This window comes from Nocardia sp. NBC_00403 (assembly GCF_036046055.1).
GTDB lineage: Bacteria > Actinomycetota > Actinomycetes > Mycobacteriales > Mycobacteriaceae > Nocardia.
The window spans coordinates 1,628,019-1,642,235 of record NZ_CP107939.1 but is presented as its reverse complement, the minus strand read 5'-3'; the positions used below and the strand labels follow the sequence as shown (position 1 = coordinate 1,642,235).

The window sequence follows — 14,217 nt, the reverse complement described above, 5'->3', positions numbered from 1 at the left end:
GTCACCCTTTTTCCTTGCGCCACAACAGGATCGAGGCAACGAGCGCGACAGCTCCCGCTCCGGTGAGCCACCAGAACGACCGCTGGAAGCCCACATCGACGGACGCACCCGCCGCGGCCACACGGTAGAGGACGACCGCCATCAATGCCGCACCGACAGCGCCACCCACCCGCTGCAAGATATTGACGAACGATGCGGCATCCGGGAGCTGCTCGCGACCCACCGCCGCATAGGCTGCCGCCACGACGGGCATTCCGGTCAGTCCCGCCGCCACACCCCTGACCAGCAGTAACGCTTGCACCAGCACGGAATTCAGCGAGGCGTCCGACAGCGCGAACGGCACGGTGGTCGCGACGATCAACGCATTGCCGGCCACCGCGACGACACCACCGCCGTAGCGGTCGGTCAGCCGTCCCGCGACCGGCATCGCGACGATGCCGCCGAGACCGAATGCGAGCAGCAACAGTCCGGTGGCTATCAGCCCTTTGCCATGCAGTAGCTGGAAGTACAAGGGCAGCAACAGCATCGACCCGAACATCACCACGCCGGCGAAGAAGTTGGCCACGTTCGCGGTCGCAAAAATCGGATTGCCGAACAAGCCGACATCGAGGACCTTCGGCCCATGCTTGCGCACCGAGCGCAGCACGAAGCCACCGAGCGCCACCACACCGACCAGCACGGGAACCCACACCGACACCGCGGAAAACCTTCCCCTACTGCCGAATTCGCCGAGTCCGTAGACCAGTAGCGACAGCCCGGCCCCGATCAGCACGAACCCCGCGACGTCGAACGGCTCGCCGCTGCCGCGCACGTCCTCGCGCGGCAGCACGCGCCGTGCGAGGACGAATGCCACCGCGCCGAACGGAATATTGATCAGGAACAGCCATTCCCACGACAGCTGGGCAAGCAGCACGCCGCCGATGGTCGGCCCGATCGCGGGCGCGGCAACCACCGCGATCCCGACCACGCTCATCACCCGCCCCAGCCGTTGTGGGCCCGCGACCCGGCCGATCAATGTCTGCCCGGCGGGCACCAGCAGCCCAGCGGCCAATCCCTGCGCGACGCGCAACGCGATGAGCCAGCCGATATTCGGAGCAAACGCGCAGAGGCCGGAGACAACCGTGAAAGCAACCAACGCACCGAGCCACACCCGGTCCGTCCCGACCCGCCGACCGAGCCACCCGCACAGCGGCAACGTGACCGCGAGCGCGAGCAGGTAGGCGCTGGCGAGCCACTGCGCACTGTCCAGCGATGCGCCGAGATCGCGCGCGATCACGTTGAGCCCGATATTCACCAGCGAGGTGTCCAACATGCTCATCACCGCGCCGAAGACGACGACGCCGGCTACCCGCCACACCTGTGCGGTGATCGGTTCCAGCGCGGTTCGACCTGCGGTGACCGCGTTCCGAGTGTCCGTCATGGACCCCTCCCAAAATCTGTTGAGGCTGTAGATTGCGGAGGTTATCAACAATCTGGCCAGTCAACAATGGGTAGAATTCCGGGATGTCCGCCGACTCCGCGCACCCGCCCGGCCTGCTGCGTTTCCCGACGTATGTGTTCGGCAAACTGAATCAGGCGCTCAAAGCCGAGGTCGGCTCGTCACTGCGCGATCAGTGGGTGCTGGTTCACCTGGAAGACAACGACGAGCTCAGCCAGCAGCAGGTGTCGGACGCGCTGCACATCGATCGCAGCGAGGTCGTCCGGATGATCGACGGACTGGAGCAGGCGGGGTTCGTGGTCCGCACGCGCGATCCGGGCGATCGCCGCAAATACCGCCTATCCATCACTCGAGCCGGAAGAGTCGAGCGGCGCCGCACCGACGAGCTGATCGAACAGGCCACCGCCGAGGTGCTGCGCCGCCTCGACGACGAGGAACGCAAGACCCTGCATCGGCTGGCGCTGAAAGCCCTCGGATACGACGACTGAGCGGACCGACCACCCGGTTCGTTGACGACTAAGGCCCGGTACCGCAGGTACCGTGGACTGTTGGTCACCATGGCGTTTGCCGATTGGTAACCCTCTTGTGAAACAACACTCGTGAAGCGCTAGGCAGGTCTATGAGAGGTGGGCAGGACGTGATGCTGCAGTCGCAGGTCGACGCCGTTGCGGACGAGGACCCGATCGCATCGGATCCGCTGCTGCGCGCCGGGCTCGCTCCGCAGGTCAGGACCCTTGTCGACATCCTGACCAGCACCACCGCCGCCTACCCCAACGCCGCCGCCATCGACGACGGCACCATGGTGCTCAGCTACACCGAGCTGCGCGCCGAGATCGAGACCGGAGTCGCCCGCCTGATCGCGGCGGGCGTGCGGCCGGGCGACCGAGTCGGCGTGCGGATGCCGTCCGGCACACATGAGCTTTACGTCACTATCCTGGCCATCCTGCACGCGGGCGCCGCGTACGTGCCGGTCGATGCCGACGACCCCGACGAACGTGCCAGGCTGGTCTTCGGCGAGGCGAAGGTCACCGCGATTGTGACCGGGGCGGGCATCAAGACGACCGTGGAAGGCGCCGCACGGATCGCGGCGGGAGCCGACTCGACCGTCGCCGACACCACCGATGACTCGCCCCTGCGCCCCACCCCCGGTGACGACGCCTGGATCATCTTCACCTCCGGTTCCACCGGCACCCCGAAAGGTGTCGCGGTAACCCACCACAACGCCGCCGCGTTCGTCGACGCCGAGGCGCGACTGTTCCTGCAGGACGCCCCGATCGGACCGGGTGACCGGGTGCTCGCCGGGCTCTCGGTCGCGTTCGACGCCTCCTGCGAGGAAATGTGGCTGGCCTGGCGCAACGGCGCCTGCCTCGTGCCCGCACCCCGCGCCCTGGTTCGCACCGGAGCCGACCTCGGCCCCTGGCTGGTGCGCCGGGAGATCAGCATCGTCTCCACGGTTCCCACCCTGGCCGCGACCTGGCCCGCCGAGGCACTCGACCCCGTCCGGCTGCTGATCTTCGGCGGCGAAGCGGTGCCACCCGAACTCGCCGAACGCCTTGCCGGAAACGAAGATTCCGACCGTGAGGTGTGGAATACCTACGGCCCCACCGAAGCAACGGTCGTCGCCTGCGCGGCGCTGCTGGACGGAAGCTTCCCCGTTCGGATCGGGCTCCCGCTGGACGGCTGGGATCTCACCGTCGTCGACGGAGAGGGGAATCCGGTGGGCGAGGGCGAATCCGGCGAACTGGTGATCGGCGGAGTCGGTTTGGCCCGCTACCTCGATCCGGTGAAGGACGCCGAGAAATACGCCCCGCTTCCGTCGGTCGGCTGGAACCGCGCCTACCGCAGCGGTGACCTGGTCCGCAACGACCGCGCCGGCTTGGTCTTCCTCGGCCGCGCCGACGACCAGATCAAACTGGGCGGCCGCCGCATCGAGCTCGGTGAGATCGACAACGCGCTGCAACACCTGCCCGGCGTGACCGGCGCCGCCGCAGCGATCCGAACCACCAAGGCGGGCAACAAGATCCTGGTCGGCTACCTGACCGGTACCGGAGCCGACTTCGACCTCTCCGCCGCCAGAGCTGTACTCGCAGAACAACTCCCGGCACCACTGGTGCCACGCCTCGCCGTGGTCCCCGAACTGCCCACCCGCACTTCGGGCAAGGTCGACCGCGACGCGCTGCCCTGGCCGCTGCCGAACGACACCGACACCTCGAGCCAGGATCTCACCGCCACCGAGCAATGGGTTGCCGGACTGTGGGATGCGATCCTCGGCGCCGAGGTCACCAGCCCCGATACCGATTTCTTCGACGTCGGCGGCGGCTCACTCGCGGCCGCACAGCTGGTCACCGCGCTGCGCGAACGCTATCCGCGCATCGCGGTCGCCGATCTCTACGACCATCCCCGCCTCGGCGCGCTCGCCGAATTGCTGGACGAGACCGCACCGACGGCCGCCACCGAAACGCGTGTCGTGCGTCCGACTCCGCTGCGCGCCCAATGGATCCAGGTGCTCGCGACCGTTCCGCTCTCGACCCTGACGGGCATGCAGTGGCTCACCTGGCTGGCGATCGTCGGGAATATCGCGGGCTGGTCCGGCTCGCTGCCGTGGTTGCCGCACCTGTCCTGGTGGTGGACCCTTGCCGCATTCCTGCTCTTCATCTCCCCACCCGGTCGCATGGTCATTTGTGCGACCGGGGCCCGCGTGCTGCTGCGCGGCATATCGCCCGGCAGTTACCCGCGCGGCGGATCGGTGCACCTGCGTCTGTGGGCCGCGGTCCGGTTGTCGGAGGCCAGTGGGGCCGAAAGCCTCTCCGGCGCACCATGGATGGTGCCCTTCGCACGCGCACTCGGCGCGAAGATCGGCAAAGGCGTCGACCTGCACACCCTGCCCCCGGTGACCGGAATGCTCGCACTCGGCGACGGCTGCAGCGTGGAACCCGAGGTCGACCTGTCCGGATACTGGATCGACGGTGATGTGGTGCGCATCGGACCGATCGTCATCGGTCCGGGCGCGGTGATCGGTGCGCGGTCGATCCTGCTGCCCGGCAGCAAGATCGGCAAGAATGCCGAGATCGCACCGGGCTCCGCGGTATCGGGCAAGGTCAAGGCAGAACAGGAGTGGGCGGGCTCGCCCGCGACGAAGGTCGGCAAGGCCCAGCACCGCTGGCCCGACCACGCCCCCGCACGGGCCGCGCACTGGATCGCGATCTTCGGCGTGACCTCGATGGCGCTGGCCGCCATGCCGATTCTCGGAGTCGGCGCCGGCGGCGCGTTCATCGCCTGGTTCATCCGCGACGCCCGCACCCTGGCAGGCGCGCTCGGCCGCGGCTTCGCGATCCTGCCCCTCGCCACGCTACTGAGCCTCATCGTGTACGCGGTGACAACGCTGGTCGCGGTGCGGCTGCTCAGCATCGGGCTCGTCGAAGGCCATCACCCCGTGCGCAGCCGCGTCGGCTGGCAGGCCTGGGCCACCGAGCGACTGCTGGATTCGGCGCGCAACTTCCTGTTCCCGCTGTATGCCAGCCTGCTCACCCCGGTGTGGCTGCGCCTGCTCGGCGCGAAGGTCGGCAAGAGCGTCGAGGCGTCGACGGTGCTGCTGCTGCCGAAATTCACTACCGTCGCCGACGGCGCTTTCCTCGCCGACGACACCATGATCGCCAGCTACGAACTCGGCGGCGGCTGGCTGCGCATCGGCGACGCGAAGATCGGCAAACGTGCGTTCCTCGGCAACTCCGGGATGACGGCGCCCGGACGGCGGGTGCCGAAAAACGGTCTTGTCGCGGTGCTTTCCGCCGCACCGTCCAAGTCCAAAGCAGGCTCCTCCTGGCTCGGTAGCCCACCCGTCCGGCTGCGCCGCGCCTCCGAGACCGGCGATGCCGAGCGCACCTTCCATCCGCCGCTGCGCCTCAAACTGGCCCGCGCCGTCGTCGAAACGTGCAGGCTATTCCCGGTGCTGGTGACCTTCGCCATCGGACTCGGCGTGCTGTTCACCCTGGCATGGACGGCGCAATCGGTCGGTTATCCGGCCGCCGCAGTGCTCAGCGGCCTGGTGCTGATGGCCGCGGGCGCGGTGGCCTGTGCGAGCGCGATCACCGCAAAGTGGTTGCTGGTCGGCCGCATTCGGGCCGAGGAACATCCGCTGTGGAGTTCGTTCGTGTGGCGCAACGAGGTGGCCGACACCTTCGTCGAAACCGTTGCCGCACCCTGGTTCGCGCGCGCCGCAACCGGCACGCCGGTGCTCAATCTCTGGCTGCGAGGACTCGGCGCGCGCATCGGCCGCGGGGTATGGTGCGAGTCCTACTGGCTACCGGAGGCGGACCTGGTGACTCTCGGCGATGGCGCAACCGTGGAGCGCGGCTGCGTGGTGCAGACCCACCTCTTCCACGATCGAATCATGGCCATGGACACCGTCACCCTCCGCGCGGGCGCCACCCTCGGCCCGCATTGCGTCGCACTGCCGGCCGCGACCATCGGCGACGGCGCGACGATCGGCCCTGCCTCGCTGGTCATGCGCGGTGACACGGTGCCGCCGTCCACCCGTTGGTGGGGCAATCCGATCGCACCGTGGTCGAGTCCGGCGCCGAGGCCGAGCGAGGCCGGGACAGCACGCTGATGCCGGGCAAGTTCTACGAAGAGCCCATCGACGAGTACCTGCCGCAGAACGGAAATCGCGGCTATCGGGTATCACGGTACGAGCTCGACCTCGCCTACAAGGTAGCCGGCAACCGGCTGGCAGGCCGCGCCGAGATCACCGCGGTGACCACCGCCATCCGGCCCCGGTTCGCGCTGGATCTTTCCCAGTCGCTCACCGTCTCCAAGGTGTTCGTGAATGGGGCCAAGCCCGCGAAATATGTGCACCAGCACGGCAAGCTGGTCGTCACGCCGCAGCATGGCATCCCGGCGGGTGGGGTGTTGTCGCTGGTCGTCCAGTACGGCGGGATTCCGAGACCGGTGCGCGGCCCGTGGGGCGAGGTGGGCTGGGAGGAACTGACCGAGGGTGCGCTGGTGGCCAGCCAGCCCAATGGCGCCGCGTCCTGGTTCCCCTGCGACGACCACCCGAGTTCCAAAGCCAGCTACCGGATTTCGATCACCACCGACACCCCCTACTACGCGCTGGCCAACGGCACCCTGATGCGCAAACAGACCAAGGCGAGTCAGACCACCTGGGTGTACGAACAGCCGGAGCCGATGTCGAGCTACCTGGCCACCATCCAGATCGGCCCGTACCAGAAACATCGGATCGGTTCCGCGCACAGCTCGGTGCCGATGCAGGCCATCGTGCCCGCCCGGCTGCGCGCCGCCTTCGACCACGATTTCGGCCGCCAGCCGCAGATGATGGACCTGTTCACCGAGCTTTTCGGCCCCTACCCCTTCGAGGGATACACGGTGGTCGTCACCGACGACGAGCTGGAAATCCCCATCGAGGCCCAGGGCATTTCGATCTTCGGCGCCAACCACTGCGACGGCAGGCGCGGCGCCGAACGGCTCGTCGCACACGAACTGGCGCACCAGTGGTTCGGCAACAGCCTCACCATCCGGCAGTGGCGCGACATTTGGCTGCACGAGGGCTTTGCCTGTTATGCCGAATGGATCTGGTCCGAGGCCGCAGGCGGGCCCACCGCCGACCAGCTGGCCCGGGCCGCCAGGCACAACCTGGCGCGGCTGCCGCAGGACATCACCGTCGGCGACCCCAGCCCGCAGCGCATGTTCGACGATCGGGTCTACAAGCGAGGCGCGCTCGCCCTGCACACATTGCGGCTGGAACTCGGCGACCGGTCGTTCTTCGATCTGCTCCGGGAATGGACCGTCCGCTACCGGCACGCCTCGGTCACCACCGAGGAATTCACCGACCTGGCAGGCCATTACAGCCTCGTCCCACTGCGCCCGCTCTGGGATGCCTGGCTGCTCAGCGAGCCGCTGCCGCAACTGCCGCCCCACAACGGTGTCTCGACCGGAGCCTGACTCCGGCTCGGCGGTGGTCTCAGAAAACGAGATATCGGATGGCCAGCTCTTCGATCAATGGGTCGTCTTCGGCGACGCCGTTCAACGCATCGAGATCTGCTTCCACCGCGATCTGCCGCGGATCGTCCTGCTCCGCGTCCGGAGTGCCGTCTTCGGCCAGCTGGCGCAGCAGCTTCGCGCGGATGCGGTCCTTCAAAGAGTCACGCATGATCGAAGCCTCCCCGGTTCGCGCAGAAAATCTCGCGGGTGCCACGTCGCGCGGCGCTCATACCGGCGTCAGCCAACTTCCCCATGGAGTGTTGCGCAGTACCGAGTACACCGCGAACAGACCGAATATCACCCACATCGTGCTGCGACCGATCCGCGGCAAGCGCATGCGCTGACCACGCCAGGCGCGCACCGCCCAATCACTCACCAGCAGGACGAAAGCGAGGACCAGCGGCACGGCGAGCACATTGCTGTGCAGCGAATCGATGAGGTGGCCGTCGGTGAGGTTGTGCATGGCGCGCAGCCCGCCGCAGCCCGGGCAGTAGTACCCCGTCAGCCCGTAGACGGGGCAAATCCCGTAGGAGCCCTCGCTGTGCGGATCCCGGAAGTGCAGGAGCACCGCGGCTCCGACACCAACACCTGCTACCAGCAGCGGCACCCCGAGGGCGCGCCACCCAGAGCGATTCGCACCCTCCGGGTCCGGGTGCGCCGCCGGGCCGGATGCTACGTGCGTGGTCTCCACAAGCACCAACGGTAACCGTGCCGGACCCGCCGCCGCCACCCGCTGAAATCCCGCTCGGCAAGGCGCTAGTGGGGTTGGGCGAAGCGCAAGCTGTTGCCCGGCGGGTCGACCAGCTCGAATCCCTGCCCGCCTGGTCCGTCCTCCGGGCAGCCCGGCTCGGCATAGCGGTAGCTCTTCGCGGCCAACCTCGCGTACAGCGCGTTGATGTCGTCCACCGCTGATCGAAGAACTTGTCCGCTCATGATCAAAGAACTCCGGCGTTTCCGCAGCTAGAGTACAATTTCTCGACGTGGATGCCGCTGGTGTTACCCGGCTCGACGGATTCGGGGTCAGTGCGGCTCGCAAGCTCGAATTCGGGCATGTGGGTCACTGGCAGGTACCTCCGGACAGTGACTACCCAGGCTCGGTCGCGGTGGAAATAGATCCCGGCGACGGTTCCTCCGTGGTGGTTTTCGTTCGGGCACCCAATCGGCGCGACATCCCCGGCGATTTCCATCCCGACGACCAGGTCTGCCTGGTCATGCCGGAGGCCATCGCCGCCCTCTACCCCATCAGCTGACCGGCCACCGCCACCGGATAACAGCGCTCCCCCAAGGTCTCGATAACCCCTACGGGTGACGATTCGGCGTCGTTCGGGGTATCGGGAAGAGCTCACGCGTGCCCGATGTTTCTTCTGGAAGAGGCCTTCGCCCGTCCGATATCGGGTATCCACGTGAATGGGCAAGGTTTACCGGAAGCGAGCGCTTGCACTAGCAAGCACCTTGCTTGCACGGTACTGTGTCGGCAGACACAAAGGAGTGCTCTAATGCTGGTGAAGTCGATGAGGACGCTGGCGGAGGCGCGAAATGGCGCCCTGACCGCCCCCTACCGTGCCGGACTGCGATCGCGTACCTACCGGACCACATCGTTGAACGCGCCCACCGTTCCACCCGAGGTCATCCCCGTTACCACCGTGGACGGCGCCCGCCTTCGAGTGCATGCCTACGGCCCCGCCGACGGCGAGGTGATCGTGCTGATCCACGGCTGGAGCTGCAGCATCGAGTACTGGAATCCCCAGATCAATGCCTTCGCCGACCGGTACCGCGTGGTCTGCTACGACCAGCGCGGCCATGGCGAGAGCCAACTCGGCACCGTCGACATCGGCGCGGAATCGCTGGCCGACGACCTGTCCACCGTCCTCGACGCCACCCTGCGCCGCGGTCAGCGCGCCGTGCTCGTCGGGCACAGCATGGGCGGAATGACGTTGCAGGCGTGGGCGGCTCGCTACCCCGAACAGGTGCAGCGCCGCGCGTCGGCCGTCGTACTGCTGAATACCACCTCGGGCAATGTCCGGGCCGACAGCCAGGTGCTTCCGTTACTCAACAGGCCGCTGACCATCGCGAACAAGCCCGTCACACTCTTCGGCTCCACCGTGCGTCTGCCCGACTTCGTTGCCGAAACAGTGCTGACCACACCGGTTCCGCTGCCCGGCGGCTGGCCGGCGAGCGCGATCTTCAAGGCGCGCGTGATGACCGAGGACGCCACCGACGACCAGGTGGACTTCGCCTTCGGCGTCGTCCGCTCCTGCCGCCCACTGACCCGCGGCCGCCACGCCGCGGCACTGGTCGATGTCCAACTCGGTGACGCCGCACAGCATCTGACCGTCCCGACCACCATCATCGCGGGCAGCAACGACCATCTGCTCCCCGAGAGCATGTCCCGTCCGATCGTCGAAACACTCTCCCGCACCGGCTATCTCGCCGACTACCAGATCTGGCCGACCGGCCACCTCGGGAACGTCGAAGCCACCGATCGCTTCAACACCGAACTCGAACACGTCATCCAGCGCGCGAACCCTACCGCTGTCGCAGGCTGACCCCCACTGTTCTCCTGGGCCGGCCAACGTCGCCCGGCCCAGGAGCAACACCCACGTTCCCGCGTATCAGTGCTCGCTCGAGCATACGAGGCGATCATCTCATCTCGCTTCACGCCCGAAGAAGTAACCAACGACAATTCCGGCCAGTCCCGACACCGGCGCCAGGTATTGCGTCAACTCCGGTGCTGGAAGACCTTTGAAAATGCCGAAAATAACCCCGCCGACGGTGCCGGCCACGAGCGTGGCGGCGAGTCCGGCACGGAAGCGAGCCTCCAGGATCTTGTTCCTTGCTTCCGCCTCTTCCTTCACGAGCTCGGTGCGCCTCGACTCCGCCTGCAGCTCATGGTCGCGCCGAGCCCGGTCGACAGCCTCTGTATCGGAGTACGCCGATGCCTGGTACTCGCGCTTCGCCGTGATGTAGGTCATCAACTGATCGAACGACATGGATTCGAGGCCCATTAGTCGTGAAGCACTGATGATGTCTTGGATCTCGACATGAGTGTCGAGCATCTCGTCATAGATGATCGAGCCTGAATCACCTTGCACAGGAACAGCCGAAGGGTCCTCGGCCATCTCACGTTCGGCGGTCATGGATCGAGTATCGCCCGCTACTCGGTCGCATGGTGTCCAGTCAGAAGTTCTCAAATCGCGGGATCGGCGCGGCGGTCGGCGGCACGCCGTCCGGCGTTGTCGCGGGTTGGCAGTCTCGTATCGGCCAACGTGCGCAACCGGTCGGCCAGGACGTTGGAGAGATGCCTCGCTCCGCCCGCGACTGAAGCTGGCGGAAATGGCGGCGGTCGCCGAACAGCACGTCCGCGGCGCGAGCAGCGTCCGGCGGTCACCGATCAGCTCGATCGCGCCGTTGATGGGGCGCCGGAGCGCGGCACGTCGGACATGAAACCTCCCGCATCGACCGCTTGCGCTTTACAAGCACCCCGGGCAAACTAGTTGCATATTGCAATCAGAGAGGGTGTATTGATGACACAGCTCGTGCGTGTCCATAACTTCAACGTCTCCAGCGACGGGTACGGCGCGGGAACCGGGCAAAGCCTCGAGCGTCCTTTCGGGCACGCCGACCACGAGGCTATGTTCTCGTGGGCCGGGGCGACAGCGAGTTGGGTCAACCGCACCGACCCCGGCGGGACACGCGGCCTCGACGACTACTGCACGCGCGAGTTCGCACGCAACATCGGGGCCGAGATCATGGGGCGCAACAAGTTCGGACCGCAGCGCGGCCCGTGGGAGAATTACGAATGGCAGGGCTGGTGGGGCGAGGAACCGCCGTTCCGCACACCAGTATTCGTTCTCACCCATCATGAACGACCCTCGTTCACCTTGGGAGAAACAACGTTTCATTTCCTGAACGCATCGCCGCAGGACGCCTTGAAGCAGGCGAAGGCGGCCGCCGACGGGAAGGACGTGCGGATCGGCGGCGGGGTCGCCACGGTGCGTGCATTCCTGGACGCCGACCTCATCGACACCATGCACTTCGCTGTCGCGCCCGTCGAACTCGCCCACGGCGAACAACTCTGGGACAGTCCCGATCACCTGCAGGACCGCTTCCACCTGGAGAAGATCCCGAGCCCGAGCGGCGTTGTCCACCACTTCTTCTGGCGCCGCTGAACCGGCTGACCACCTGGACCGGGGCTCGGCCGAGCCCCGGTCCAGCCGCCGGTCTCGAGTAGCCGTATACCGCGCCGACCTCAACTGGCCACGGCGCGGTGGTCGACTGGCTAGATCACGAGGCAAGAACTTCCCGCGTTGATCCCGGTACCGACCGTAAGGACGACAGTTTTGGCATCCCCGTTCTGATTGACCAGGATGGTGTGCGTCCCAGCCGTCGCCGGAGCCCATCTGGCCACGTGCGTCTTCGGGGTCGGACTCCCCTCCGTCGCGGCGAACAAGACACCGTTGTCATAGAACTCCATACCCACACCCGTGGCGCCGTTCGCGACCACCTCGTAGCTACAGCCCGTCCCGAACCCATTGCTGAGCCCACCCCCCGCGATCATGACTTGAACCCCGATCTCGGCCGACGCCTGCGGCGCGTTCAAGGCCAAACCAGCCGCGGCCAACGCGATCGCGACCGAAACAGAGTTCCGAAGACTTCTCATCGAGTATTGACTCCTCAGGTTGCACCAGTGAATTCCAACCATACTGTCAGACAACAACTCCCGGCTCGCTGGCCGACGCCGCTATTACTCGACACCACGCCCTGCGGCCAGACGTCCTGGTCAGAATGGAGCGGAGGCAAGTATTTCTCGTGATCCGCGGCGCGGCCATCGGCGCGTCAGGCGTGCCTCACCACATGTAGTCGCGCCAAACGGCACGGTCACCCGAGACTTCCACTGCTCGCTGTGCCAGTCGTCATCATCGACATCGGCGAACTCCAGACAGACCCAGGTATTCAGGTCACCGCTGTAACAAATGATGTCCCCAAGCTGCCAACACTGACAGGGCAGGGTGTCCAGAGCTTCCACATCCGGCCGGTAGAAACCGGTATGCATACACCGGAACCAGCGGCGGCACGCCCTGTAGCCGCTGCCGCGCTCGAGCCACGGAATCAACGGGGTCGGCCAGCGCCTACGCAGGCCCTCGACGAAGCCTGACTGTCGTCAAAGGGTTCGTGGATGAAGAAAAGGTGGAGCCGCCTGGGGGAATCGAACCCCCGACCTTTTCATTACGAGTGAAGCGCTCTACCGACTGAGCTAAGGCGGCGTGCCTTTCGGCGTCGCGAGTCTATCGCCTCGGTGGCCGGATCGCGAAAACGGGTGGTCATCGTCGTTACGACGGCGGGACCAAATGGCCGGATATCGTCATGCGGATTGGGCGGACATGAGGGTGGCGACCATGGCGGCCAGGGCGAAGCGGGGCTTGACGTTGAGGTCGAGGGCCTCGCGGCAGGCGAGGACGGCCTCGATCGAGCGGAGCAGGCCCTCGGGGCGGACGCGGTCGGCGAGATCGTGAATCTGGTCGGAGATGTCCGGGTGGGTTAGTGCGACACCGGAACCGTTGCGCGCGGCGCCGAAGCGGACCGCGAGCGCGTCGCGGTATACGCCGGCGACGTCGATCAGGGCGCGGTCGAGTGCGTCGCGGCCGGTTCGGGTGGCGCGGGACTTCTGCCTGCGCTCCAGATCCTTCAACACTCCGGCCGAGCCGCGGGTCGCTCCTGCCGCGCCCTTGCCGGTGCCACCCGCACCGAGCGCAGTCGCGAGTTCCTCCCGTTCGCGTTCGTCGCGGGTTGCGCTCATCTGCTTGGCCTCGTCGTCGGCGGACTTCACCAACTCGTCGGCCGCCGCGTACGCCGCGCCCGGCCGCGCCACCGCGGACACCAAGGCCAACGCGCGCTGTCGACGCCCGCGCGCCTGCTCGTCGGTGGCAAGACGCCGCGCCCGACCGACGTGCCCGCCGCTGATCGAGGCCGCCCAGGTGGCCGTCTTCGCGTCGAGCTTGTCACGGTCCTGCAGGACCTGCGCGATGGCGGGCACCGACGGCGTCACCAGATGTACATGCCTGCACCTGGAGCGCAGCGTCACCGAGATGTCCTCGGGGTCCACCGATGGCGCGCAGAGCAGGAAGACCGTGCGGTCCGGCGGCTCTTCGACAACCTTGAGCAGCACATTGCCCGCCGCCTCGGTCAGCCGGTCCGCATCTTCGATGACCACCACCTGCCAGCGGCCGGTACTCGGCCGCCGCGACGCGATCTGCACGATCTCGCGCATTTCCTTGGTGCTGATACTCAGTCCTTCGGGGATCACCCGACGCACATCACCGTGGGTCCCCGCCATCGTCGTCGTGCACGCGTGGCAGCGCCCACACCCTGGCGTGCCCTCGTCGGTGCACTGCAATGCGGCCGCAAAGCACAGCGCCGCAACGGATCTACCCGATCCTGGCGGCCCGGTGAACAGCCAGGAGTGCGTCATCGCGCCGGAAATACTGCCCCCGCGGGCATCGATAGCGGCAGCAGTCAGTTCGGACTCGACCACATCCTGGCCGACCAGCCGATCGAAGACACCCGCCACGCGGTACACCCTAGCTGTCCCCACCGACACCGTTATCCGCGCCGCCCACGGCGGCCTACCACCACCCAGCGTTGCGATCCGCTGCGGCATGCCACCAGGGGGTCGGTACGGTCGCCTGCGCCGCCTCCCCGGAGACGTAGATCATGACCGAACCACGCCAACGGCCGTCCCGGCCCTTTCCGCAGGCCACGTCGAAGCGAATTTCGTTGTCGAA

At 66.9% G+C, this 14,217-nt stretch carries 13 protein-coding genes and 1 tRNA gene; 6 read left to right on the top strand and 8 right to left on the bottom strand.

Annotated elements, in window-relative coordinates; translation table 11 throughout:
• Position 1 precedes the first annotated feature (1 nt).
• Positions 2–1,420, bottom strand: coding sequence for a DHA2 family efflux MFS transporter permease subunit (locus OHQ90_RS07100; RefSeq protein WP_328408440.1), 1,419 nt, complete (start codon positions 1,418–1,420; stop codon positions 2–4).
• A gap of 83 nt (positions 1,421–1,503) precedes the next feature.
• Here OHQ90_RS07100 and OHQ90_RS07095 point away from each other — a divergent pair, with 83 nt between their 5' ends.
• The 3 genes from OHQ90_RS07095 (at position 1,504) to OHQ90_RS07085 (ending at position 7,396) form a co-directional block, all read left to right on the top strand.
• Positions 1,504–1,926: a MarR family winged helix-turn-helix transcriptional regulator gene (locus tag OHQ90_RS07095; RefSeq protein ID WP_328408438.1), complete on the top strand. Its 423-nt coding sequence runs from the start codon at positions 1,504–1,506 to the stop codon at positions 1,924–1,926.
• A gap of 149 nt (positions 1,927–2,075) precedes the next feature.
• The gene (locus OHQ90_RS07090) at positions 2,076–6,047 is read left to right on the top strand and encodes a Pls/PosA family non-ribosomal peptide synthetase (protein WP_442941338.1); all 3,972 of its coding nucleotides are present in this window, start codon (positions 2,076–2,078) and stop codon (positions 6,045–6,047) included.
• Complete coding sequence (locus OHQ90_RS07085) at positions 6,047–7,396, top strand: M1 family metallopeptidase (RefSeq protein WP_328412646.1); 1,350 nt, start codon at positions 6,047–6,049, stop codon at positions 7,394–7,396. The genes OHQ90_RS07090 and OHQ90_RS07085 overlap by 1 nt, the downstream gene beginning before the upstream one ends.
• A 19-nt stretch (positions 7,397–7,415) precedes the next feature.
• Here the strand turns inward: OHQ90_RS07085 and OHQ90_RS07080 are convergent, their stop codons facing one another.
• The 3 genes from OHQ90_RS07080 to OHQ90_RS07070 all read right to left on the bottom strand — a co-directional run bounded on the left by OHQ90_RS07080 (position 7,416) and on the right by OHQ90_RS07070 (position 8,368).
• A complete protein-coding gene (locus tag OHQ90_RS07080; protein ID WP_328408436.1) occupies positions 7,416–7,604 on the bottom strand; it encodes a hypothetical protein in 189 nt (62 codons plus the stop codon).
• 57 nt (positions 7,605–7,661) lie between these two features.
• Positions 7,662–8,126, bottom strand: coding sequence for a DUF2752 domain-containing protein (locus tag OHQ90_RS07075; RefSeq protein ID WP_328408434.1), 465 nt, complete (start codon positions 8,124–8,126; stop codon positions 7,662–7,664).
• A gap of 65 nt (positions 8,127–8,191) precedes the next feature.
• Positions 8,192–8,368, bottom strand: a complete 177-nt coding sequence (locus tag OHQ90_RS07070) for a hypothetical protein (protein WP_328408432.1) — start codon at positions 8,366–8,368, stop codon at positions 8,192–8,194.
• Positions 8,369–8,415: 47 nt separating this feature from the next.
• On the opposite strand from OHQ90_RS07070, the gene OHQ90_RS07065 reads away from it, so the two are divergent.
• Both OHQ90_RS07065 and OHQ90_RS07060 read left to right on the top strand, forming a co-directional pair.
• Positions 8,416–8,685 (top strand): hypothetical protein, encoded by a 270-nt coding sequence (locus tag OHQ90_RS07065; protein ID WP_328408430.1) that lies wholly within the window; start codon positions 8,416–8,418, stop codon positions 8,683–8,685.
• 246 nt (positions 8,686–8,931) lie between these two features.
• Positions 8,932–9,981 (top strand): alpha/beta fold hydrolase, encoded by a 1,050-nt coding sequence (locus OHQ90_RS07060; RefSeq protein WP_328408428.1) that lies wholly within the window; start codon positions 8,932–8,934, stop codon positions 9,979–9,981.
• Between the two features lie 99 nt (positions 9,982–10,080).
• Here OHQ90_RS07060 and OHQ90_RS07055 read toward each other — a convergent pair whose 3' ends face one another.
• Entirely contained in the window at positions 10,081–10,572 is a 492-nt protein-coding gene (locus tag OHQ90_RS07055; protein ID WP_328408426.1) for a hypothetical protein, read from the bottom strand.
• Positions 10,573–10,959: 387 nt separating this feature from the next.
• Here OHQ90_RS07055 and OHQ90_RS07050 point away from each other — a divergent pair, with 387 nt between their 5' ends.
• The gene (locus tag OHQ90_RS07050; RefSeq protein WP_328408424.1) at positions 10,960–11,604 is read left to right on the top strand and encodes a dihydrofolate reductase family protein; all 645 of its coding nucleotides are present in this window, start codon (positions 10,960–10,962) and stop codon (positions 11,602–11,604) included.
• Between the two features lie 110 nt (positions 11,605–11,714).
• On the opposite strand, the gene OHQ90_RS07045 is transcribed toward OHQ90_RS07050, so the two are convergent.
• The 3 genes from OHQ90_RS07045 to OHQ90_RS07035 all read right to left on the bottom strand — a co-directional run bounded on the left by OHQ90_RS07045 (position 11,715) and on the right by OHQ90_RS07035 (position 14,003).
• Positions 11,715–12,095: a hypothetical protein gene (locus OHQ90_RS07045; RefSeq protein WP_328408422.1), complete on the bottom strand. Its 381-nt coding sequence runs from the start codon at positions 12,093–12,095 to the stop codon at positions 11,715–11,717.
• A 528-nt stretch (positions 12,096–12,623) separates the two neighbouring features.
• A tRNA-Thr gene (locus OHQ90_RS07040) sits at positions 12,624–12,699 on the bottom strand.
• A 98-nt stretch (positions 12,700–12,797) separates the two neighbouring features.
• The gene (locus OHQ90_RS07035) at positions 12,798–14,003 is read right to left on the bottom strand and encodes a DNA polymerase III subunit delta' (RefSeq protein ID WP_328408420.1); all 1,206 of its coding nucleotides are present in this window, start codon (positions 14,001–14,003) and stop codon (positions 12,798–12,800) included.
• Between the last annotated feature and the right edge of the window lie 214 nt (positions 14,004–14,217).